Annotated in this window: 22 protein-coding genes and 1 tRNA gene; 7 read left to right on the forward strand and 16 right to left on the reverse strand. The window is 66.3% G+C overall.

What is annotated here, in order from left to right; translation table 11 throughout:
- Positions 1-15 precede the first annotated feature (15 nt).
- The 3 genes from AB0C34_RS16185 to AB0C34_RS16195 form a co-directional block, all read right to left on the reverse strand.
- Entirely contained in the window at positions 16-396 is a 381-nt protein-coding gene (locus tag AB0C34_RS16185; RefSeq protein WP_357072615.1) for a cupin domain-containing protein, read from the reverse strand.
- A 150-nt stretch (positions 397-546) separates the two neighbouring features.
- Complete coding sequence (locus AB0C34_RS16190; protein ID WP_357072618.1) at positions 547-1077, reverse strand: hypothetical protein; 531 nt, start codon at positions 1075-1077, stop codon at positions 547-549.
- A gap of 83 nt (positions 1078-1160) precedes the next feature.
- Positions 1161-1772: a TetR/AcrR family transcriptional regulator gene (locus AB0C34_RS16195; RefSeq protein WP_357072621.1), complete on the reverse strand. Its 612-nt coding sequence runs from the start codon at positions 1770-1772 to the stop codon at positions 1161-1163.
- 158 nt (positions 1773-1930) lie between these two features.
- Between AB0C34_RS16195 and AB0C34_RS16200 the strand changes: the two genes are divergently transcribed.
- The gene (locus AB0C34_RS16200) at positions 1931-2509 is read left to right on the forward strand and encodes an ester cyclase (protein ID WP_357072624.1); all 579 of its coding nucleotides are present in this window, start codon (positions 1931-1933) and stop codon (positions 2507-2509) included.
- A 188-nt stretch (positions 2510-2697) separates the two neighbouring features.
- Here the strand turns inward: AB0C34_RS16200 and AB0C34_RS16205 are convergent, their stop codons facing one another.
- On the reverse strand, positions 2698-4275 hold the full coding sequence (locus AB0C34_RS16205; RefSeq protein ID WP_357072627.1) for an aldehyde dehydrogenase (NADP(+)): 1578 nt from the start codon (positions 4273-4275) through the stop codon (positions 2698-2700).
- 1 nt (position 4276) lies between these two features.
- Positions 4277-4906, reverse strand: coding sequence for an isochorismatase family cysteine hydrolase (locus tag AB0C34_RS16210; RefSeq protein ID WP_357072630.1), 630 nt, complete (start codon positions 4904-4906; stop codon positions 4277-4279).
- Positions 4907-5270: 364 nt separating this feature from the next.
- Here AB0C34_RS16210 and AB0C34_RS16215 point away from each other — a divergent pair, with 364 nt between their 5' ends.
- Both AB0C34_RS16215 and AB0C34_RS16220 read left to right on the forward strand, forming a co-directional pair.
- Positions 5271-5720 carry a lipocalin-like domain-containing protein gene (locus AB0C34_RS16215; RefSeq protein ID WP_357072633.1) on the forward strand — a complete coding sequence of 150 codons (450 nt, stop codon included), beginning with the start codon at positions 5271-5273 and terminating at the stop codon, positions 5718-5720.
- A 251-nt stretch (positions 5721-5971) separates the two neighbouring features.
- Positions 5972-6553, forward strand: coding sequence for a TetR/AcrR family transcriptional regulator (locus AB0C34_RS16220; RefSeq protein ID WP_357072636.1), 582 nt, complete (start codon positions 5972-5974; stop codon positions 6551-6553).
- 223 nt (positions 6554-6776) lie between these two features.
- Here the strand turns inward: AB0C34_RS16220 and AB0C34_RS16225 are convergent.
- From AB0C34_RS16225 to AB0C34_RS16245, 5 genes are all read right to left on the reverse strand, one after another.
- Positions 6777-6852 (reverse strand) — tRNA-Ala (locus AB0C34_RS16225).
- A 90-nt stretch (positions 6853-6942) separates the two neighbouring features.
- Positions 6943-8178 carry a gephyrin-like molybdotransferase receptor GlpR gene (gene glpR, locus AB0C34_RS16230; RefSeq protein ID WP_357072639.1) on the reverse strand — a complete coding sequence of 412 codons (1236 nt, stop codon included), beginning with the start codon at positions 8176-8178 and terminating at the stop codon, positions 6943-6945.
- A gap of 273 nt (positions 8179-8451) precedes the next feature.
- Positions 8452-9102 carry a GNAT family protein gene (locus AB0C34_RS16235; RefSeq protein WP_357072642.1) on the reverse strand — a complete coding sequence of 217 codons (651 nt, stop codon included), beginning with the start codon at positions 9100-9102 and terminating at the stop codon, positions 8452-8454.
- Positions 9103-9114: 12 nt separating this feature from the next.
- The gene (gene glp, locus AB0C34_RS16240; protein WP_357072645.1) at positions 9115-10371 is read right to left on the reverse strand and encodes a gephyrin-like molybdotransferase Glp; all 1257 of its coding nucleotides are present in this window, start codon (positions 10369-10371) and stop codon (positions 9115-9117) included.
- Between the two features lie 149 nt (positions 10372-10520).
- A complete protein-coding gene (locus tag AB0C34_RS16245) occupies positions 10521-11477 on the reverse strand; it encodes a UTP--glucose-1-phosphate uridylyltransferase (RefSeq protein ID WP_357072648.1) in 957 nt (318 codons plus the stop codon).
- 67 nt (positions 11478-11544) lie between these two features.
- Here AB0C34_RS16245 and AB0C34_RS16250 point away from each other — a divergent pair, with 67 nt between their 5' ends.
- The 4 genes from AB0C34_RS16250 to mscL all read left to right on the forward strand — a co-directional run bounded on the left by AB0C34_RS16250 (position 11545) and on the right by mscL (position 13806).
- Positions 11545-12153: a 5-formyltetrahydrofolate cyclo-ligase gene (locus tag AB0C34_RS16250; protein WP_357072651.1), complete on the forward strand. Its 609-nt coding sequence runs from the start codon at positions 11545-11547 to the stop codon at positions 12151-12153.
- Positions 12154-12221: 68 nt separating this feature from the next.
- A complete protein-coding gene (locus AB0C34_RS16255; protein WP_357073036.1) occupies positions 12222-12524 on the forward strand; it encodes an FmdB family zinc ribbon protein in 303 nt (100 codons plus the stop codon).
- 89 nt (positions 12525-12613) lie between these two features.
- The gene (locus AB0C34_RS16260) at positions 12614-13276 is read left to right on the forward strand and encodes an SAF domain-containing protein (protein ID WP_357072654.1); all 663 of its coding nucleotides are present in this window, start codon (positions 12614-12616) and stop codon (positions 13274-13276) included.
- Between the two features lie 125 nt (positions 13277-13401).
- Positions 13402-13806 carry a large conductance mechanosensitive channel protein MscL gene (mscL, locus tag AB0C34_RS16265; protein ID WP_357072657.1) on the forward strand — a complete coding sequence of 135 codons (405 nt, stop codon included), beginning with the start codon at positions 13402-13404 and terminating at the stop codon, positions 13804-13806.
- A gap of 73 nt (positions 13807-13879) precedes the next feature.
- Here the strand turns inward: mscL and AB0C34_RS16270 are convergent, their stop codons facing one another.
- The 6 genes from AB0C34_RS16270 to AB0C34_RS16295 all read right to left on the reverse strand — a co-directional run bounded on the left by AB0C34_RS16270 (position 13880) and on the right by AB0C34_RS16295 (position 19768).
- A complete protein-coding gene (locus tag AB0C34_RS16270) occupies positions 13880-14551 on the reverse strand; it encodes an MspA family porin (RefSeq protein ID WP_357072660.1) in 672 nt (223 codons plus the stop codon).
- Positions 14552-14616: 65 nt separating this feature from the next.
- A complete protein-coding gene (locus tag AB0C34_RS16275) occupies positions 14617-15294 on the reverse strand; it encodes an MspA family porin (RefSeq protein WP_357072663.1) in 678 nt (225 codons plus the stop codon).
- A 330-nt stretch (positions 15295-15624) separates the two neighbouring features.
- The gene (locus tag AB0C34_RS16280; RefSeq protein ID WP_357072666.1) at positions 15625-16296 is read right to left on the reverse strand and encodes an MspA family porin; all 672 of its coding nucleotides are present in this window, start codon (positions 16294-16296) and stop codon (positions 15625-15627) included.
- A gap of 69 nt (positions 16297-16365) precedes the next feature.
- Positions 16366-17040 (reverse strand): MspA family porin, encoded by a 675-nt coding sequence (locus AB0C34_RS16285; protein WP_357073039.1) that lies wholly within the window; start codon positions 17038-17040, stop codon positions 16366-16368.
- Positions 17041-17735: 695 nt separating this feature from the next.
- Complete coding sequence (locus tag AB0C34_RS16290; protein WP_357073042.1) at positions 17736-18230, reverse strand: MogA/MoaB family molybdenum cofactor biosynthesis protein; 495 nt, start codon at positions 18228-18230, stop codon at positions 17736-17738.
- A 101-nt stretch (positions 18231-18331) separates the two neighbouring features.
- Complete coding sequence (locus tag AB0C34_RS16295) at positions 18332-19768, reverse strand: trypsin-like peptidase domain-containing protein (protein ID WP_357072669.1); 1437 nt, start codon at positions 19766-19768, stop codon at positions 18332-18334.
- Positions 19769-19781 lie beyond the last annotated feature (13 nt).

The raw sequence follows: 19781 nt of genomic DNA on the forward strand, positions 1-19781 counted from the left end.
ATTTCGGCCGAAGCGCTATGGCGTGCCGTCGACATTCGGCGGGTCGTAGATCGTGATGAAGACGAGGTCCTCGGTGCCGGTGTTGGTGACACTGTGCTGCGTGCCCTCGGGAACCTTGATCACGGTGCCCGGTTTCATGTCGAACGTATTCCGCTCGATCCGCACCGTGCCGACGCCGGCGGCGACGTAGAACGCGTGGTTGTAGGTGTGCTTATGCGGGGGAGATCCGCCGCCTGGGCCGATCTTGCACAGCTGGGCGTTGAATGCGGAGGTGTAGTCGTCGGCGCCGATCACGCTGTCACTGAGCCAGAAGTCCTTCTGCCCGTATGGAGGCTTGTGCCAGACGACATCGTGCTGCTCGATCGAAGAGCCGGTCGCACTCTCTATGCCGGTCATGCGATTCTCCCTTCGTATTCGCTGGTAGCGATGCTCTTACACCATCGATCGTTGCTCCGTCTCGCTCCTCGCGCCAGTAAGCTTCCGGCCGCGCGATCTGGCGCGCCTTCCCGCGGCCGGCTCCGGCGGCAACAGTGTCGGAGAGCCCGCTCAGAAACGCAGTTCGCGGACGGTGTCGAGGTCGATTCCGTGCCTGGCGTAGATCTTGATCGTGTTCTCGCCGGTGAGGTCGGCCTCGGTGTAGCCGAGCAGTTCGGCGATCCGGATGACTTCATCCTTGGTCGCGGCTTCGATCTCCAGGTATGGCGGAATGTGCGGCCAGGTGTCGATCTCGAGCTGGGCACCGTCGAGTACGCAACTGATCCGTTTGGTTTCCTGGTAGGACTTCGCGGTGAAGCCCATCATCTCGAGCAGAGCGTTGGTGGCGGCGAAGTCGTCGACACCCACCTCGACTTCATGGGTGCCGTCGATGGCGTCGCTGGTGATCTGCTTGACGGCGAGTGTTGTTCCGTTTCCGTTGTCGCGCAGCCTGATCCACTTCGATGCATCGCCCGGCGTGATGTCGTAGACGTAGCGGCGCATGAAGCGCTCGCCGAGTTTCCGGCCGCCTTTGTCCACGATGTGCTGTTCGATGGTGTCCGGGTCGATACCGAGGATCTTGGCTTCGTGCTCGATCGGCACTGCTACTCCTGTTCCGGTTGGTGGGTCGGCTGAACTTACCCGGCGCAGGGCGCACGAGTCCGTATCCGGTAGGAGCCGTCGACTCAGTAAAGACCGGCGACGGCCGTACGGTAGACGACAGTCTCGGCCCGATCCCACGACCAACCGCTCTCCACTACCAAAGTGCGCCAGCCCGTCGGACCGAACCAGAACCACAGCAGATCCGCCGATTCCGTCACCGGATAAAGCGGCGGGGGATTCAATCCATGTAGATGGCGGGCGGTGGCATGCAGCGCGTCACGGTAGGCCGCGGTGGCGCGCTCCCACAGCGCCGCACCGTTCTCGTGAACGGGTAGCGCCTTGCGAATCGCCTCGTACACCGTGAACTGGCTCTGGTTGCCGAGGCGCGTGCCGTGGGCCAGTGCCTCGAGGACCGACTCCGGTGTCCGCAAGGCGAGCACACGCTGCATGGCCTGTTCGTAGCCGGAGGCCACCACACCCTGCTCGACAATCCGATCCAGGATGTCGCCCTTGCTCCCGACACTTGCGAAAACGGTCTGCGACGCGACGCCGGCCGCGGAGGCGATGTCCGCGACGGTCACTCGCCCGTAACCGCAGTCGGCGAACAACTCGGTCGCCCGCAGCAGGATCAGTGAGCGCGTCTGCGCCGCGGCTTGCTCGCGCAACGGGGAGACGTATGTGCGCTTCGCGGACATGGTGCAACCCTATCCGAAATGAACGCATATCAACTCTATTCATTAGACGCCATATAGTGTCAATTCCGCCGCACAGGATGAGATGCTCGGCGCGACCCTGCCCGGTGGACCCACCAGCACACAGTTCCGGATAGCGGACTGGCGAAAGGATCGACCTCATGGGGATGGACACCATAGAACTGGCCCACGGGCTCTTTCGGATCCTCGAGACCGGAGATTCGGCGCTGGCCGCTGATGTCGTGGCCGCGGACTTCCACAACCGCGATGCTGTCGTCTCGCCCCCTGCCTGCGCGATACCCGGACCCGCGGGAGTCCTCGCCTCGGGCGCATGGATGCGGTCCGCCTTCAGTGACCTGCGCTTTCCCGTCCTCGGCAGCGCTCGCAACGAGGAGCAGATCTGGCTGCGGCTGCGCATGCAGGGCCGCCACACCGGCCCCTTCGTCCGCTTCCGCGACGGCGTCCTCGACCAGGCCGTACCTCCCACCGGACGCGAGATCGACTTCGAACAGATCCACGTCCTCGACCTCCGCGACGGCAAGGTGATCAGGCACGAGGCGGTACGCGACGACATCACCATGCTGGGTCAACTCGGCGTCTTTCCCCCAGACCCCGCCACCGCCGTGCGAATGCTCTCCTGGCGGCTGACCGGACGAGCCTCTCGCGCAGCCGCCGACGTCACGAAGCGAGCGGCCGATGCGGCCGCACTGCTGCACGCCGGGCCGTTCGAGACCCGCTGAGTTGCCAGCGTGACGCCCCGTGTCACGCAGTGCGCGTTTCGGGGCGGCAGTTCGGCTATCGAGTTTCGGCGCCCATCCGGGGCGCTGAGCGGACTGTGCGTGTTCCGCGGCGCCGGCCCAAAAGGTGAAGCCGCCACCACCATCACCTGTGGTGGCGGCTTCCTGTGGAGTAATACCCGGCCGTGTGGTCAGCCGCGGGTGCGGTGTTCGTCGACCTGCCGCGGCGGTTGCGGGAGGTTGGCCGTCGCCAGCGCGTCGGGAAGGAGCGCATCGGGGAAGTTCTGGTAGGTGACGGGGCGCAGGAAGCGGTCGATCGCGGTCATGCCGACCGAGGTGAAGCGGCTGTCGGTGGTGGCGGGGAACGGCCCGCCGTGGATGGTGGCGTGGCCGACTTCCTGCGGATGCGCGAAGGCGTTCACCACGATGCGGCCGGTGCGCCGCTCCAGGATGGGCAGCAGCCGGGCGGCGTGGCCGTAGTCGGGGTCGTCGATATGCATGGCCGCCGAGAGTTGACCGCGGAAGCTCCGGGCCACCGCGAGGAGTTGGTCCAAGTCGGTCAGTCGGACCAGGAGCGCGGACGGTCCGAAGACCTCCTCGGCCAGCGTGGAGTCGGCGAGGAATCGGTCCCCCTCGACCTCGAGCAACTGCGCGCGGCCCTCCCAAGCGCCCTGGGGCTCCGGCCCCGCCGCGAGGGTGGTAGCACCGGAGTTGCGCAGCCGCTGCGCATTGCGGTCATAGGCGTCGTGGATGCCCGGTGTCAGCATCGTGCGCGCGGCCATCGCGCGCACCCGTGCGACGGCCGCGGCGCGCATCTGGGTGTAGCCGGGGCCGTCGACGGCGAGCAGGATGGCCGGTTTCAGACAAGCCTGGCCGACGTTGACGAGCATGCGTTCGGCAAACCCGTCGCCGATCTCGCCTCCACGGGCCGCCAACGCCGCGGGCAGGACGAAGGTCGGGTTGACGCTGGTCATCTCGGCGAAGACGGGAATCGGGTCGGGGCGCAGCTGGGCCCGACGGTACAGGGCCATGCCGCCGGCCTCGGAGCCGGTGAAGGTAACCGCCTTGATCAGCGGGTGGTCGACCAGGGCCTCGCCTATCTCGTTGCCGGCTCCGCGGATCAGGGAGAACACGCCCTCAGGCAGCCCGCTGTCGGCGACCGCGCTCTGGATGGCGCGCCCCTGAAGCTCGGACGCGCCCGGGTGGGCGTTGTGGGCCTTGACGATGACCGGGCTGCCCGCCGCGAGCGCGGCGGCGGTGTCGCCGCCGGCGACGGAGTAGGAGATCGGAAAGTTGCTGGCGCCGAAGATAACGACCGGGCCGATGGCGATCTTCTGCATGCGGTGGTCCATGCGCGGCCGCGGCTTCCGCTCCGGCTGCGCGGGATCGATAGTCACGTGACGGAAGCGGCCCTGGCGGACCACCTCGGCGAACTGCCGGAACTGGACGGCGGCCTTGGTTGCCTCGGCCTCGAGCTGCGCGACAGGCAGGCCGGTCTCCAAAGCCGCCCGCTCGGCCAGCTCCCGGTTGATCCTGTCCAGCCGGTCCGCGATCAGCTCCAGGAACGCAGCGCGCTCCTGGGGGCTTGTGCCGTTGTAAGCGTCGAAGGCCTCGTCGGCCAGGCGTGCGGCGCGGTCGACCTCGGCCGATCCGCCGAGTGCGAAGTCCGGCTCGATCTGGCGGCCCGTCGCGGGGTTGAGCGCTTTCATCGTGGAATCGGATGCCGACACGGCGGACGAGCCGATCGGCATGGCTCCGGTCAGTGCCATCTCAGTTCTCTCCGTTCTTCAGCGCCTGCAGCAGTTCTGCGGTCGTGGCGATGGTGTGGGCGTAGGTGGGGCCGTTGAGCTCATGGGCAGCGTGCATCATCTCGGGCTGGAAGGCTGCGGTGGCGTCGCAGACGAGGGTGACGCGGTAGCCGAGTTCCATGGCGTAGCGGGCGGTGGACTCGATGCAGGTGTTGGCGAGCAGACCGATCACGATGACGTGGGTGATGCCATGCTGCTTGAGCTGGAAGTCCAAGTCGGTGTTCGCGAAGCCGCTTTGGGCCCAGTGCTCCTGGACGATCACTTCGCCGTCGGCGGGCTGAAAGTCGGGGTGGAATTCCCCGCCCACGCTGCCCATGGCGAAGGTGTGACGCTGCTGGATGAGCAGCTGGGTGGGGTTGGGGTGATCCCAGTCGTCGTAGTCGCCTTCCCGCCAGCGGCGGTGGGGCACGAAGAAGATCCGCAGGTGCGCCAGCCGGCCGGCGTCGACCACGGCGCGCAGGTTGTCCAGCAGGGAGACCTCGGTCGCCACGGGCTCGACCAGGGGCCAGAGCTTGCCTCCCTCGGACAGGAAGTCGTTGTAGGGGTCGACCAGCAGCACCGCGGTGCGGGTGGGGTCGTAGGTGTCGGTCATGACAGTCCTCACTCTGACCTGATCAAGATGATGTACCTAATCCAGATTCAAGATGACATACATCATCCTGAGCCGTCAAGGAGAATCGGCCAATGGCTGTATATGATGATCATCATCCACATATTCGGACGCCAGACATGCGGAACCGCGAGGCACGAGTTCGAGTGGCGTGACGGCCGCCCTGCCGATGCCGACGTGAGGACACGCTACGAGGCGCCCGTGGCGGCCGATTCCCACACCGGCGCGGTAGACAGACACTCCGATTACGGATGACGGCTGGCCGTAGCCGACCCGACCCCCGGAGCGCACATCAGAGCAATCGCCAACCGGCGCCGCACCGGCGCCAGATAGCAATGAGGAAGACATGACCCGCGATGAACTCCGCAATATCCTGGTCGGCGCGTGGCGCCTGGTTTCGTACAAGGCCACCGATATCGAGAGCGGGGAGGTCGTCACACCCTTCGGGTCGCGACCGCGGGGGCTCATCATGTACACCGCCGACGGCCATATGTCGGCCCAGATCATGCATCCCGAACGGCCCAACTTTCGGGCGGGAAGGCTCGAGGAAGGACTCCCCGAGGAGCTGTCCGCGGCGGCCGTCGGCTACATGGCTTACGGAGGAAGCTATGAGGTCCTCGAAGCCGACCGCGTGGTCCACCACGTGAAACTCAGCCTCTTTCCCAACTGGGCGGGCGGCACGCAGACCCGGGTTGCCAACTGGGACGGGGAAAGACTCCGGCTGATCCTGCCCGAGCCCGCCATGATCTGGGGTGCGCGCCGCAATGGCGTTTTGACCTGGGAACGCGCCCAGTGACCGCGCCTTGCCATCCTTCCTCCGCGCCGGGCGGTCCGTGCAAAGCCCGAGAAGACACTCTGCCCATTCTTGCTGCACGTCCGGACTTCGGTCGGATCGAGGCAAGGGGCTCGATGCACTTGCCGGCCGCCCCCCGAGCATGAGCCGGGGCATGACCGCCCGGACCATTGCCTGGGAGAGTACCGATATATATGATGACCGTAATCCAGATTTTGTTCAGTCCGTCCTTTCGGATTCGGGGAGGTCATGACATGGGGCATTCCCAGGCAGCCAAGGCGGAGTCGCGTGAGCGGGTCCTACGGATCGCCGCCCGCCGTATTCGCGAGGAAGGAATGGCCCGGCCGGGTGTCGCGGACCTGATGAAAGAGGCAGGCCTGACGCACGGCGGGTTCTACAAGCACTTCGATTCCCGCGACGACCTGATAAATCAGGCAGTGACGCTAGCTCTGCTCGACGGGGAAACCAAGATGACGGAGGCTGCTCGGCGGAACGCCGAGAAGCCCCACCTGGGACTGATCGACTCGTACCTCAGCACTCGCCACCGGGACGCTCCGGGAACCGGATGCGCCTTGGTCACACTCGGCGCCGCGGCAGGCCGCGCTGGAGCCGAGATCAAGGAGGCGTATCAAGATCAGGTACAGAGTTATCTGGCGCTCCTCAGCGAGACAGCGGACGACAGGGCCCCCGATGAGGCGCGGGCCGACGCCATGCTCACACTGAGCGCGCTGGTCGGCGCGTTGCTGATGTCGCGAGCGGTGGCAGACCCGCAGTTTTCCGATCAGCTTCTACAGACAGTCACAGAGCGGCTCGAGCGCACGGCCGGGAAAGTCTGACGGGCAGGCGAAGCAAAGGACGCCGTCCACACCGGCGCATCCAATCGAGCGCGATCGGGCGAACGAGGGCTTCCTCGGGTCCCACCTCGGAGTCGGTGCCTACGCGCTACTGGAGGCCTCAGCTTAAGGGGCCACAGGCTCTCGAGCAGGACTCCGGAAACAGAAAATGTCCCTCACTTCTACCCGCTACCGCATAGGCACTCGGGTACAAGTGAGGGACATCTGGTGGAGCTAAGGGGAATCGAACCCCTGACCTTCTCGATGCGAACGAGACGCGCTACCAACTGCGCTATAGCCCCGTGCGGCTCCGGGGAACCGCGCTGTGACACTGTATCAGGCCACCTGCCGCGTCTCCGAATCGGTAATCTGACCTGCCCGGATAGTAACCCTCAGGCGCCTGCGGCACGGCGGATGTCGCGCCCGGTGCGGGTGCGCAGAGCGCGGGCGGTGGCCGGATCGAAGGGATCGAGGTGGTCGAACATGGGGTCTTCGTCATCGGGCTCCACGAGTACTGAGCGGCGACGGAGGGCGCGGGCGGTATCGCGGTCCATACTGCTGTGCGGTTCCGGGACGCCGGCCCGGCGCTGACGGTTGCCCGCTTCGCCGTGCTGTTGGCCGCGAGTGAGACGGGCGGCGCGCCTGCGACGGATCTCCTCCTCCATTCGCACCTGCTTGCGCAGATAGGCCAGATAGCCCACCAGCACGACCGTGGCCAGCCCACATGCCCACCACAACAGTGCGTTGAACACGACCGCGAGCGCACCGCCCAGCAGGGCGGCGAGCACTAGGCCGAGCACTGCCCGCTGCCGAAAACCGTAGCGGGCCGCGCGGGCGATCGCGTCGGCCTCGGGGTCGAAGCCGCCGCGACCACGCCGAGATGGCACGAACTCTGGTTCGTACCAGAGATTTTCGTCGTGTTCGTCGTACTCGTCGTACTCGAAATCGTCTAGGCGGGCGGGTGCGGCGCTCCACACGGGAGGTATCCTGGCCGCGGCCGGTTCGAAATGGCTTTCGCCCACACCGCCATCATCGGCCGCCGGGTCGTTCCACGCAGCCACTTCCGCAGCTTCGTAGTCCTCCGACTCGCCGTAATGGTCCGCCGACTCGCCGTCGTCCGGTGTGGGGATATCGCGGCCGAGGTCGGCCCCCTCGTCGTCCGATTCAGCACCGAGGAAGTCCCGATCGTCGGATTCACCGGCGCGGAAGGCGCGGTCGGCCAGCTCGTCGTCATCCGATTCACCGGTATCGAGGTCGACCTCGGTCAGCTCTACGTTGTCCGATTCGGCGTCAGCGATGCCGGATCTCGCGGCCTCGGCGGCCACGGTCACGTCTTCCTCGTCAGCCTCGGTGACGGACTCGTCGGCCGGTGTTGTCATCCGGTCCTCCGCATCATCGCTGTGGGAATACTTTCTCGGTACGCGGCGGGGCCGCCAGTTCGGATCGGTTTCATGCCCGGCAGCCGGGCCTTTTCTGAGTCGTCGTTTTCCGCCGCCGCGGTGCAGGACTCTGGTCGCCAGCGCGGCGTCGGTGGTCCTGCGTATTCTCGGATGGCGGTCGGCGAGGATCGGGAACAGGACGAAGACCCAGAGCACGACCAGTCCGATCCACAGGATCGAATTCGGCATCTCGGTCAGCACCTCCGTCCCCGCCTGGATTCATCCGGCTCGGCCCGCGAGCGGTGCGTAACACGCCCCGCGTCCGCCGGCCTCCGTCCGACACTGCGGCGTGGACACCGGTCGCCTCGCAGGCTCCCTGCCGGTGTTGCAAGACGCACCACCGACGTCCGTAGGCTAATTCCGGGTAGCGGTCAGGTCCGGCAGGCGCGCCGTGCACATCCGCCACACCCGTCACATTTCCACCAATTCCACCGCGCGTCGGTCGCACCGGGCGCGTCGGGTTCACAGCAGGGTGGCGCGCCCCTCTCGAACCAGCCGATCCAGAACTGTCCCCGTGAGTTCCTCGACGGTCAGGCCGACCAGCAGGTGATCCCGCCACGCGCCGTCGACGTCGAGGTAGCGTCGAAGCAGCCCTTCCTCCCGGAACCCGACATTGCGCAGCACCGCCTGGCTGGCCAGATTCTCCGGCCGCACGGTCGCTTCGACCCGATGCAGACCGACCGGCCCGAAACAATGATCGAGGCCGAGCGCGAGCGCTGCGGTAGCGACACCCTGTCCGCTGAGGTCCTTGGCCACCCAGTAGCCGATCCAGGCCGAGCGCAGCGCACCCCGCACGATGTTGCCAACGGTCAGTTGCCCAGTGAAGGCGCCGTCCACCTCGATCACCAAGGGGATCATCGCACCGCGGCGCGCCTCCGCCTTCAGACTCGACCACAGCGCGGGCCAGTTGGACGCGTGATTGCGCGCCTCCCACGCCCCGCGTCCGGTCGGCTCCCACGGCTCGAGATGCGCCCGGTCGCGCAAGCGGATCCGGCTCCACGCCGCCGCGTCACGCAGTCGCACCGGACGCAACGTCACCCGCCCCGCGTCGACCCGGACCGGACCGAGTCGCGCAGGCCATCCCGGATGCTGCGTGGCTCGGAACACATTCATGGATTCCACGCCTCAGCCACGCTGCGCGAGAAAGGCGACCTGAACCTCGTCACCAGTGCGGATCTCGGCATCGTCCGGATCGATCACGATCAGGCTGTTCGCCTCGGCGAGCGTCGCCAACAGATGTGAGGACGAGTTCGCACCACCGAGCGGCTGCACGAGGTATTCGCCGGTCGCCTCATCGCGTAAGAGTTGTGCGCGCAGATACCCTTTGCGCCCGATCATGGAACTTATCGGAGTGATCGTCCTGGCGCGCACGATCCGACGCATGGGTTGCCTGCGTCCCAACGCGATTCGGATCAGTGGTCGCACCATCACCTCGAACACCACCAGCGCACCGACCGGGTTGGACGGCAGCAGGAAGGTCGGCACCTCGTCGCGGCCGAGTCGGCCGAAGCCCTGCACCGATCCAGGATGCATGGCCACCCGGGCGATTTCGAGTTCACCGAGCCCTTCGAGCGCCTCGCGAACCTGCTCGGAGGCCCAGCCGCCGACCGCGCCCGCGATGACGACGACTTCGGACCGCACCAACTGCCCCTCGACCACATCGCGGAGGCGCCGCGGATCGGAACTCACGATGCCGACACGGTTCACATCCGCACCCGCGTCCCGCGCGGCCGCGGCCAGCGCGTAGGAGTTCACGTCGTACACCTGTCCGGGGCCGGGCGTGCGATCGATATCGATCAACTCACCGCCCACCGAAAGCACCGACAACCGCGGGCGCGGATGCACCAGCACCTTGTCTTGCCCGACGGCGGCAAGCAGTCCCACCTGGGCCGCGCCGATGATGGTGCCGGCGCGTACCGCGACATCGCCCGGCTGCACATCGTCACCGATGCGCCGCACGTAATCGCCGGAGCGCACCGACTCATACACCTTGATCCTGGCCCGCCCACCGTCGGTGAAATCCAGCGGGAGCACCGCGTCGGCCAGCGTCGGCATCGGAGCACCGGTGTCCACCCGGACGGTCTGTCGCGGCTGCAACCGAATCGGCTGCCGCGATCCGGCCTCCACCTCGCCGACTACCGGGAGGGTCAGGTCGACGAGATCACCGTCCTCGTTGCGGATGTCGGCGCCCGCGGAGGCGACGTCGACACTGCGCACCGCGTAACCGTCGATCGCGGCCTGATCGAAGCCGGGCAGCGGCCGCTCGGTGACCACATCCTCGGCGCACAGCAGGCCGTGGGCCTCGGAGATCGCGACCCGGACCGGGCGCGGCGCGACCGCCGCCGCGGTCACCTTGATCTGCTGATCCTCAACCGAGCGCATCCAGCCCTTCCTGATCCTCTCCGCACTCCATCCGACTCCGCCGCACCGTGTTCGCGTGATCCCGACGCGGCGCACCCGCGTTCGCGCACACCGCGGTGAACCCTCATTCGTACCCGACGGTCCACTCTCGGCGAAACCCAACAGGCTCGTCAGTCGTAGGTCGTCAGCTGCGGATCCCAGTCCGGACCGAGTCGGTGCTCCAGCCACTCGCGCAAGGCGGGGCCGTATTCGGCTCGCTCCAGCGCGAAATCGACCGCAGCACGAAGATAACCGCCCGGGTTGCCCAAATCGTGGCGCGACCCACGGTGCACCACCACATGAACCGGATGACCTTCGGAGATGAGCAGTGCGACGGCGTCGGTGAGTTGCAGTTCGCCGCCGGCGCCCGGATCAATCCGGCGCAGCGCGTCGAAGATGGCGCGATCCAAGAGGTATCGGCCCGCGGCGGCGAAGGTCGACGGCGCGTCGGCAAGGGCGGGCTTCTCCACCATTCCTTTGACCCGCAGCACATTCGGGTTCACCGCGTCCGGCACCGGCGCCACGTCGAAGACACCGTAGGCGCTGACCTCGTCCTTCGGTACGTCGATGGCGCACAGCACCGTTCCACCGCGCTTACGGCGCACCCGGCTCATCACGTCGAGGACACCGCACGGCAGCACGAGGTCGTCCGGCAGCAACACCGCGATGGCGTCCTCGTCGTCGTCGAGGGCTTTTTCCGCCTGCGCGACCGCGTGGCCGAGCCCGAGTGGCTCTTCCTGCACCACGGAGGTGACGTCGAGCAGCCCGGGCGCCTTGCGCACTTTCTCCAGCAGATGGAATTTGCCGCGCTCGGCGAGCGTGCTCTCCAACACCAGGTCCTCGACGAAGTGCGCGACCACACCGTCCTTGCCCGGCGAGGTGACGATCACCAGCCGCTCGGCGCCGGAGCTGGCGGCTTCGCTGGCGACAAGTTCGATACCGGGGGTGTCCACCACCGGAAGAAGTTCCTTGGGCACCGTCTTGGTCGCGGGGAGGAATCGTGTTCCGAGCCCGGCCGCGGGCACCACGGCTGTGCGGAAGCACGACACCGGCACGGCGTCACCAGGCTGTCCGGCCTTTGCTGTCATACGCATACCCTATCCATCCATCACGCCGCCGGACCGGCGTCGCGCCGACCGGTACCGGGGTGAGCCTATGGTGATCACCGTGGAGATGCCCGGCGAGCGTGCCAAACATGCGTGGCGCGCCGAATTACTCGCCCGGCGGGCCGTGGTGAGCGCCGCCGATCGCGCGAACGAGGCGATCGCACTCGCCGCGGCGGCTGGTTGTCTCGGCGCACGTGCATGGGTCTGCGCGTATGTACCGGTTGACGCCGAGCCCGGCTCCACGGCGATGCTGGACGCATTGCTGGCGGGTGGCGCGCGGGTGCTTCTGCCGGTCACCGGACCACCGGGTCCGCTCAGTTGGGGCGAATACACCGGCACGGATAGTTTGCGTCGAGCCCGCTTCGGCTTGCTGGAGCCTACGGGCGCGGTACTGCCCCCTACGACCGTCGGCCGGGCCGAGTTGATCCTGGTCCCGGCGCTAGCCGTCGACCGGCGCGGCGTCCGGCTCGGACGTGGCGCAGGCTACTACGACCGCACGCTGTCGGCCGCACGCGCGGATGCTCGCCTGGTCGCGGTGGTCCGGGACGACGAGTTGGTCGACCGGCTCCCCGAGGAACCTCATGATCTGCGCATGGGCTGGGCATTGACGCCGCACGGCGGCTTGCGACAGCTGGGCGGCAATAGCATCGCGGAATGAAATACCGATTGGCGGTGTTGGCACTGTCGGCTGTAGAGTGCCAGATTGACGAACCCGCGGAGGATCCTGTGCCAACTTATTCGTACGCGTGCACCGAGTGTGACAACCGCTTCGATATTGTTCAGTCCTTTTCCGACGAGGCCCTGAGCGTCTGCTCGGAGTGCTCTGGGAAGCTGCGCAAGCTGTTCAACTCGGTTGGCATCGTTTTCAAGGGCAGCGGTTTCTACCGCACCGACAGCCGTGGTGGCGCTTCCACCGCGAGCGAGCCCGCCAAGTCCGACAGCGGTTCGAACAGTTCTTCGGCTCCGGCCACCGAATCCGGCGCGTCGAGCGGTGCCGCTACGGCGGCCAGCACCGCTGTAGCCAGCTGATTCGACGGTTTTCCACAACCCGTTCGGGATATTCACAGTCCGCGGTTCTCCCCACCGGGTCCGTGCGTCCGCGGCCATAGGATCCGGCCATGACTCGCACACTCGCCACTCTCGGCCGGGGCGGCTGGGACTCGGTGTGGCAACGCCCACCCTGGGCCGACGCCGTGCTCGGTCGACGGCTACTCGCCGCCGCCTTCGCAGTGCTCGCAGCCTTTCTCTTCTTCCGCGGCGACCCTGGCGCCGAGCGCACGACGATCGTGCTCGCAGATCGAGATCTGGCGCCGGGACACCTGCTCGCGGCGGGCGACTTACGTTCGGCGCCGCGCGAAGCGGGCACCCTACCCGCCGGAGTGGTCGCCGACCCGGCCGCGCTGGTGGGAGCGACCCTGACCGGCGCCATGCGCGAGGGCGAGGTTTTCACCGACCTGCGCGTCGTCGGGCCACGGCTCGCCGCCGCGGCCTCCGGCACGCGTGACGCCAGGATCGTTCCGATCCGGTTGGCCGACACCGCGGTCGCCGAGATTCTGCGCGCAGGCGACCGCGTCGACGTGGTCGGCGCCGAGGAAACAGCCGGACCAGGCACCCGACCGGCCCGAACCCTTGCCACCGACGCCGCCGTCATCCTGGTCGCCGGCCCCGGCGACGGACGTGGTGACGCCGAACGCATAGTGCTGGTCGCCATGGACGCCGAACGCGCCACCGCTGTGGCGGTGGCCTCGCTGCGCACTGCACTCACCGTCGTCTTCCATTGACCGACATACCGGCCGAACCAGTTCGCCAGTAATTTGCCATTGCCGTCTACTACCATCTGGCATACCGGCAGGTGGGGACCGCCGAGCACGACTGGTCAGCTCCACACGAAGAGGAGACATCGGCAATGCTCAAGGGTTTCAAGGAGTTTCTGTTCCGCGGCAATGTCGTCGACCTGGCGGTTGCCGTGATCATCGGTACGGCGTTCGTCGCGATCATCACCGCGTTCAGCAGTGGTGTCGTCAATCCGATTCTCGCCGTCTTCGGCGGCAGCGACGAGGTCGGTCTCGGTTTCCGCCTGATTGCCGACAAGCCAGCAACGTTCGTTCAGGTCGGCCCGATCATCACAGCCCTAATCAACTTCATCATCATCGCCATAGTGCTGTACTTCGTGCTCGTGGTGCCTGCGACACATATGAAGAAGCAGGTCCGGCCCGACGACTCCGCCCTGACCGATTCGGACATACTGATCCAGATCCGCGATCTTCTCGCCGAGGCTCGGGCCAGCGAAGGCGGACGGCACGAATTTTGAAATCGACCGCGCCACAGAGGGAAGGGCCCGTCACGACGAGCCCCTTCGCGTTTGTTCGAATGGTTACCCACGCTCAACCGAGGCTGAACGGCGCTCCCCACAACGTCACCCAGGTGCTGACGTTCTCGGTCTCGACCTCGACGCTGACAAACGCCCGCGCCTGCGCGTAGCCGCCACAGCCGGACAGACCAATGGTTTCATCCGCCCAGGTGACCGAGCCGTGCGTGCCTTTGAACCTGATATTCGTCCGGTGTGCCGAGTTGCCGAAGTCGTCGGCCTGCTCGAGGTCGAGGACATAGAAGGACTTGGCCTGACCAGGACCCAGCGACAGATTGCCGCCGGAGTTCGCCCCGACCGAGGGCCGCATGTTCTGTCCGTCACTCCAGTTCACACCGGCGTCGGCACCGCCGGTGGCGCCGCCGCCCGCGATGTTGACCTGGCAGCCGACGGTGTAGCCGGGAAAGAGGAAGCCGCCCGCGGCGCCGGACAGCTCGACCTGAGCGCTGCCCGACACCCACGCGTTGCGATGCAGCGGGGTCGAGCCCATGGACGGATTGATGGTCGCCGACTCGCCGACCAGACGAATCGTCACCACGGTGCCGTCCGACAGCGTCTTGGTGAGCTCGCCGCCCGGCAGCGGAACGAAGGTGTCGGCGTTCGCCGCACCGGTCGACAGCAGACCTAACGCTATGGCAGCAGATGCGCACAGCCCGGCCACGCGCACCGACTTCTTGTGGTCGATCATGATGTTGTTACCCCTCCAGAATCGAGTTCGCCTCGGCGAGAATAGTTTTGACGAATCCGGTCGGCTCAGCCGATGCTGAACGGCATCCCATACAGGGTGGTCTTCGAGTAGTCATCGCCGATGATCTCGACAACCGTGTAGGAACGCGCCTGGGCGTAGCCGGCGCAGCCTTGGACTTGAATCTCGGCATCCTGATACTCGACGGCGTACACGCCGGGCTTCAGGATGTCCTTGTAATCAAGGCTGACGAACCGGACCTCGCCGGGACCCAACTGCAACCCGATCGAACCGCCGAGACTCGCGCCGCTGACATTGACGCCACCGGACACGCCCGCGGAGATCGCGTCATCAGCGATGCTGACCTGGCAGCCGACGACATAGCCGGTGCTGATCTGCGAAACCCCATGGGTCGACGAATTATTGGTGCCCGGTGCGTTTCCCGGGCCATTGGTGGGCCCGATTGTCCCTTCGGGCGTGACGGATACGTCGGCAATGGCATTCCCCGTCACCCACACGACACGGCCGGCACCGTTCGCAGCCAGGGAAGGGGAGATCACGGCGCGTTCACCCACATGGGTGAGAGTGACGCCAGGGCCGTACTTCTGGCCGTCCGGCAACGGCACGAACACATCGGCATTCGCGGCACCGGTCGAAAACAAACCAGTGGCAACGGTTGTCACGGTGGCGGCACCAGCGATGCGGACAGCTCGGGACAGTCTGTTGGTGCGGCGGTACTTGGTCATACTTTCCTTGTCAGGTTGCGTCTGTCCACCCTGCGGTGTTGGGGTGGGCAGGTCGCTCGAGGCCGACGGTGCCCGATGGAATGTGCTGTCCACCAGGCGGTCCGCCGACATCGCAGGTCGAGCGAGCGCGGCCCGTACACTATTATTCGGCACCAACCAGACTTTTCAGGAATTTCAGGCAAGCCACGTCGAACCGCCAGCGATCCGCATGCGATCCGGCTAGGATCGCGAGTGATGTTTCACAGTAATCGGTTTCACAACGAAATGGGCCCGCCGCAGATGCGACGAGCCCATTTCGTTGGTGCCGGCGGGCTTTTCACCCGCGATCACTCAGCCGAGACTGAAAGGCTGACCCCACAGCGTCACCCAGGTGACGACGTTGTCGGTCTCGACGCTGACGCTGACGAACGCCCGCGCCTGTGCGTAACCGCCACAGCCGGACAGACCGATGGTCTCGTCGGACCAGGTCACCGAGCCGCTGGTGCCCTTGAAGGCGTTACGGGTCTTGTGCACCTCGTTACCGAAGTCGTCGGCCGCCTCTTGGTCGAGGACATAGAAGGACTTGGCCTGACCAGGACCCAGCGTCAGATTGCCGCCGGAGTTGGCGCCGACGCCGCCGGTGACGTTTTGGCCGTCGCTCCAGTCCACGCTGCCGTCGACCCCACCGGTGGCGCCGCCGCCCGCGATGTTGACCTGGCAGCCGACGGTGTAACCGGGGAAGATCTTTCCGCCGGCGGTGCCGGACAGCTCGACCTGAGCGCTGCCCGACACCCATGCGTTGCGATGCAGCGGGGTCGAGCCCATGGATGGATTGATGTTGGCCGACTCGCCGACCAGACGAATCGTCACCACGGTGCCGTCGGACAGCGTCTTGGTGAGCTCGCCGCCCGGCAGCGGAACGAAGGTGTCGGCGTTCGCCGCACCGGTCGAGAACAGGCCCATGGCCACGGTGGCAGCGGCGCCGACACCGGCCATCCGTGCCAAGTTCTTACGGTTGAACATGGTTGTTACCCCTCGAGGGTTGAGTGAGTCCGCTTCAGCGGGAAGGTGGTTCGTTGGATTCGACAGATGTCAGCCGATGCTGAACGGCATCCCGTAGAGCGTGGTCTTCGAGTAGTCATCACCGATGATCTCGACGACCGTGTAGGAACGCGCCTGCGCGTAGCCCGCACAGCCCTGGAGCTGGATCTCGGCGTCCTGGTACTCGACGGAGTAGACACCAGGCTTCAGGATGTCCTTGTAGTCGATCTGAACGAACTTGACTTCACCCGGGCCGAGGTTCAGCCCGATCGACCCACCGGCGCTGGCGCCGCTGAGGTTGACGCCACCGGACACGCCGGCGGAGATCGCGTCATCAGCGATGCTGACCTGGCAGCCGACGATGTAGCCGGTGCTCAACTGAGACGCGCCGTGCGTCGAGGAGTTGTTGGTGCCGGGGCCTCCGGCTGCACCATTGTTCGGGCCGATGGAGCCCTCCGGTGTGACGGAGACGTCGGCAATGGCGTTGCCCGATACCCAGACAACGCGGCCAGCGCCATTGGCCGCCAGGGATGGCGAGACCAGAGCACGCTCCCCCGTCCTGGTGATCGTCACGCCAGGTCCCACCTTCTGGCCGTCCGGCAACGGCACGAAGGTATCGGCATTGGCGGCACCGGTCGATAGCAGGCCCATGGCAACTGCCGCGGCGGCGCCGACGCCTGCGACGCGGGCACCGCGACGCAGGCCGTTGGTGCGGTTCTCGCTCATACTTCCCCTCATCAGGTTCAAACAGTCAGCCTCGACCATCGAGGCTGGACTGGTCCCTCTCAGGCCCAGCTCAGTGTGTCCATACATTGTTGCCGATGCGTAACCGGCTGTAATTTCGGCGCAACGACCTGGCTGGCTATGGAACCGAGCCAGGTTCCGTCGAGGTCGTCTCACCGCGCGATACTCCGGGCCTGGTGGGATCCGGTTGTGGTGGCTCGATGGCGAACATTAAACGCTCGGAAACAACGCTGCAACGCAAGCTTTCGTAAATTTCAAAGTGACGTAACTCACAGTTGCGAACATTTTGATATGGCATGACGTGCATAAATGTCCAACCGCTACCGCCGGCGGGCCCAGGTCATTCGCCATTCGTCACAACAGCGCCAGTGCCGGCATACGGGACAAGACCGTAAATATATCGCGCGGATTACTTTCAGAAGGAAATGATTGCGCGTTAATTGCGGCATCCGGGAGCGCTAATACGTAGCTACTACGTAGATAGCTCGCTCAACCGTGATGCGGCGGAACCTGCGCACGGAGCCAATCGTCGGAGGATCGAGGGTCGTCGCGGTCGTCTCCGCGCTCGTCACCGGTGGTCTCGGGCAAGGTCGCACCGAAAATCTTCGCTAGACGCGCATCATCCCTCGCCCGGCGAATCGCCGGGCGAGGGCTGTCCGAGGGCGGCGTAGTCGTGATTATTCGACCAATCCGGACAGCTCGCCGATCACCCTGCTGGCGAGCGGACCGAGTGTCGCCATGCCATCACGAACCGCGGACCGGCTGCCGGGCAGATTGACCACCAGGGTGCTTCCGGACACGCCTGCCACCCCACGAGAAAGGCCCGCATCCAGTGAGCCCGCCACCCGACCGGAGGAACGCAGCGCCTCACTGATTCCCGGCAACTCACGGTCGAGCACCTGCGAGGTGGCTTCCGGCGTGACGTCCCGCGGGGACATACCGGTACCACCGACCGAGATCACCAAGTCGACACCGCCGATCACCGCGGTATTCAGCGCGTTACGGATCTCCACCTCGTCGGCCTGCACCGACACCGACGCGTCCACGAGGAAACCGGCCTCGGTGAGCAGCTCGGTAACCAGCGGTCCGAGCGAGTCAACACCTCCATGCGCCGTTCGATCGTCGACGACCACCACCAGAGCACGCCCCGCCACAGGAGCATCGATTTCCATGCTGCTCACCGTAGCGCCTGCGTCGAACAACTCGGCCTCCGCGCTGCGAACGTCGCCGTCGACGCCGATCAGTCGGGTCTGTCCGCCCGGCACCACCCGCATCATCGGCCACCCTCCGCGGGCGCACCGGAGAGGGTCACCTCGACGGTCTTGGCATTGTTGCCTTGTTCATCCGTGTAAGTGACCTTCACTTTGTCTCCTGGTTGGTGCGAGCGGACCGCCGCGACGAGCGCGTCCCCGGAATCGATCGGCCGGTCATCGAGTCTCGTCACGACCACTCCAGAGGGAAGGCCGGCACGAGCGGCAGGACCATCCGAGGTGATGTCGCGGACCTTCGCGCCGGAGACCGTCTGAGCCGGATCCTGCTGACGCGCGACGCTGACACCCAGTTGGGCATAGGTAGCCCTGCCGTTCTTGATCAGCTCGTCGGCGACACGGCGGGCCTGATCGACCGGGATCGCGAATCCGAGCCCGATGGATCCGGTCTGACCGCCGGCCATCTCCGTCGGTCCGAGTGTCGCGATCGCGGTGTTGATGCCGATGAGCTTGCCGCTGCCGTCCACCAGAGCACCACCAGAATTTCCCGGATTGATCGCGGCATCGGTCTGAATCGCGTCGATCACCGGACTGACTCCACGACTTTCCCCGCTGCCATCACCGGATGTCACGACAGGTCGGTTCAACGCCGAAACGATGCCGGTGGTGACCGTGCCGGCCAGGCCAAGCGGCGAGCCGATCGCCACAACCGGCTGGCCGACCTGCAAATTCGCCGAGCTGCCCAGTTCGATCGGAGTGAGACCGTTCTTGCCGGAGACCTTGATGACCGCCAGGTCGGAGACCGGGTCGGCTCCGATCAACGTGGCCGGCGCGGTACTGCCGTCGGAGAACATCACGTCCATCTTGGCGTTCGGTCCACCACCCACGGCCACGTGATTGTTGGTGAGAATGAGGCCGTCCGCGGACAGCACCACCCCGGAGCCCTCGCCTTCCGCTTTGCTGCTGGCCACCTTGATCATGACCACGCTGGGCAGGACCTTCTGCGCGACCGCCTGGGTGGAGCCGGCCGGGGCGTTGGCCACGTTACTGAAGTTCGGCTTCGGCGCATCCAGTGCGTTTGTCACTGGCGCGCGGCCATCGTCGGTCCGGGTTGCCAGCGCGCCCACCACGCCACCGACGCCACCGCTGACCAGCGCGAGCGCCACCGCGCCTGCGACAATCCCGGTGCGGAACGAGCGGCTGGGCGACGCGTGGTGCGCGCCATACGCGGCGTTCGGCGGGGGGAAGGGACCCGTGACGTACTCCGGGCGGGAGAACTGCGCGGTCGGATGGTGCGCCATCGGGTGCTGCGGCTCGTGCGGGATGTAACCGGGGCCTGGCGCCTCCTGCGGTCCGAATACGCCCCCGACCGGCGCGGGTCCGGCTTCGACACCCAGCGGGGCGCCGGTCACCTGGCCGTAGAGTTGCTCGGTCGGCCGATCCCCCGACCCGGCACCTGCCGTCCCCGGCTCCTCCCGGCGATCCTTCGAATCCTCGGTCATCGATTCCTCGTTT

Origin of the sequence: Nocardia sp. NPDC049220 (assembly GCF_040647855.1) — a bacterium.
Lineage (GTDB): Bacteria > Actinomycetota > Actinomycetes > Mycobacteriales > Mycobacteriaceae > Nocardia.

Excerpts from the sequence above, each read along its gene's own strand:
- glpR (WP_357072639.1), bottom strand. The coding sequence starts at position 8,178 with ATGCCGAATTCGATCCTGTGGATCGGACTGGTCGTGCTCTGGGTCTTC.
- AB0C34_RS16275 (WP_357072663.1), bottom strand. The coding sequence starts at position 15,294 with ATGACCAAGTACCGCCGCACCAACAGACTGTCCCGAGCTGTCCGCATC.
- AB0C34_RS16210 (WP_357072630.1), bottom strand. The coding sequence starts at position 4,906 with ATGACCGACACCTACGACCCCACCCGCACCGCGGTGCTGCTGGTCGAC.
- AB0C34_RS16235 (WP_357072642.1), bottom strand. The coding sequence starts at position 9,102 with ATGAATGTGTTCCGAGCCACGCAGCATCCGGGATGGCCTGCGCGACTC.
- AB0C34_RS16215 (WP_357072633.1), top strand. The coding sequence starts at position 5,271 with ATGACCCGCGATGAACTCCGCAATATCCTGGTCGGCGCGTGGCGCCTG.
- AB0C34_RS16260 (WP_357072654.1), top strand. The coding sequence starts at position 12,614 with ATGACTCGCACACTCGCCACTCTCGGCCGGGGCGGCTGGGACTCGGTG.
- glp (WP_357072645.1), bottom strand. The coding sequence starts at position 10,371 with ATGCGCTCGGTTGAGGATCAGCAGATCAAGGTGACCGCGGCGGCGGTC.
- AB0C34_RS16200 (WP_357072624.1), top strand. The coding sequence starts at position 1,931 with ATGGGGATGGACACCATAGAACTGGCCCACGGGCTCTTTCGGATCCTC.
- AB0C34_RS16185 (WP_357072615.1), bottom strand. The coding sequence starts at position 396 with ATGACCGGCATAGAGAGTGCGACCGGCTCTTCGATCGAGCAGCACGAT.
- AB0C34_RS16220 (WP_357072636.1), top strand. The coding sequence starts at position 5,972 with ATGGGGCATTCCCAGGCAGCCAAGGCGGAGTCGCGTGAGCGGGTCCTA.
- AB0C34_RS16290 (WP_357073042.1), bottom strand. The coding sequence starts at position 18,230 with ATGGAAATCGATGCTCCTGTGGCGGGGCGTGCTCTGGTGGTGGTCGTC.
- AB0C34_RS16295 (WP_357072669.1), bottom strand. The coding sequence starts at position 19,768 with ATGACCGAGGATTCGAAGGATCGCCGGGAGGAGCCGGGGACGGCAGGT.
- mscL (WP_357072657.1), top strand. The coding sequence starts at position 13,402 with ATGCTCAAGGGTTTCAAGGAGTTTCTGTTCCGCGGCAATGTCGTCGAC.
- AB0C34_RS16195 (WP_357072621.1), bottom strand. The coding sequence starts at position 1,772 with ATGTCCGCGAAGCGCACATACGTCTCCCCGTTGCGCGAGCAAGCCGCG.
- AB0C34_RS16280 (WP_357072666.1), bottom strand. The coding sequence starts at position 16,296 with ATGTTCAACCGTAAGAACTTGGCACGGATGGCCGGTGTCGGCGCCGCT.
- AB0C34_RS16285 (WP_357073039.1), bottom strand. The coding sequence starts at position 17,040 with ATGAGCGAGAACCGCACCAACGGCCTGCGTCGCGGTGCCCGCGTCGCA.
- AB0C34_RS16245 (WP_357072648.1), bottom strand. The coding sequence starts at position 11,477 with ATGACAGCAAAGGCCGGACAGCCTGGTGACGCCGTGCCGGTGTCGTGC.
- AB0C34_RS16270 (WP_357072660.1), bottom strand. The coding sequence starts at position 14,551 with ATGATCGACCACAAGAAGTCGGTGCGCGTGGCCGGGCTGTGCGCATCT.
- AB0C34_RS16250 (WP_357072651.1), top strand. The coding sequence starts at position 11,545 with ATGGTGATCACCGTGGAGATGCCCGGCGAGCGTGCCAAACATGCGTGG.
- AB0C34_RS16205 (WP_357072627.1), bottom strand. The coding sequence starts at position 4,275 with ATGGCACTGACCGGAGCCATGCCGATCGGCTCGTCCGCCGTGTCGGCA.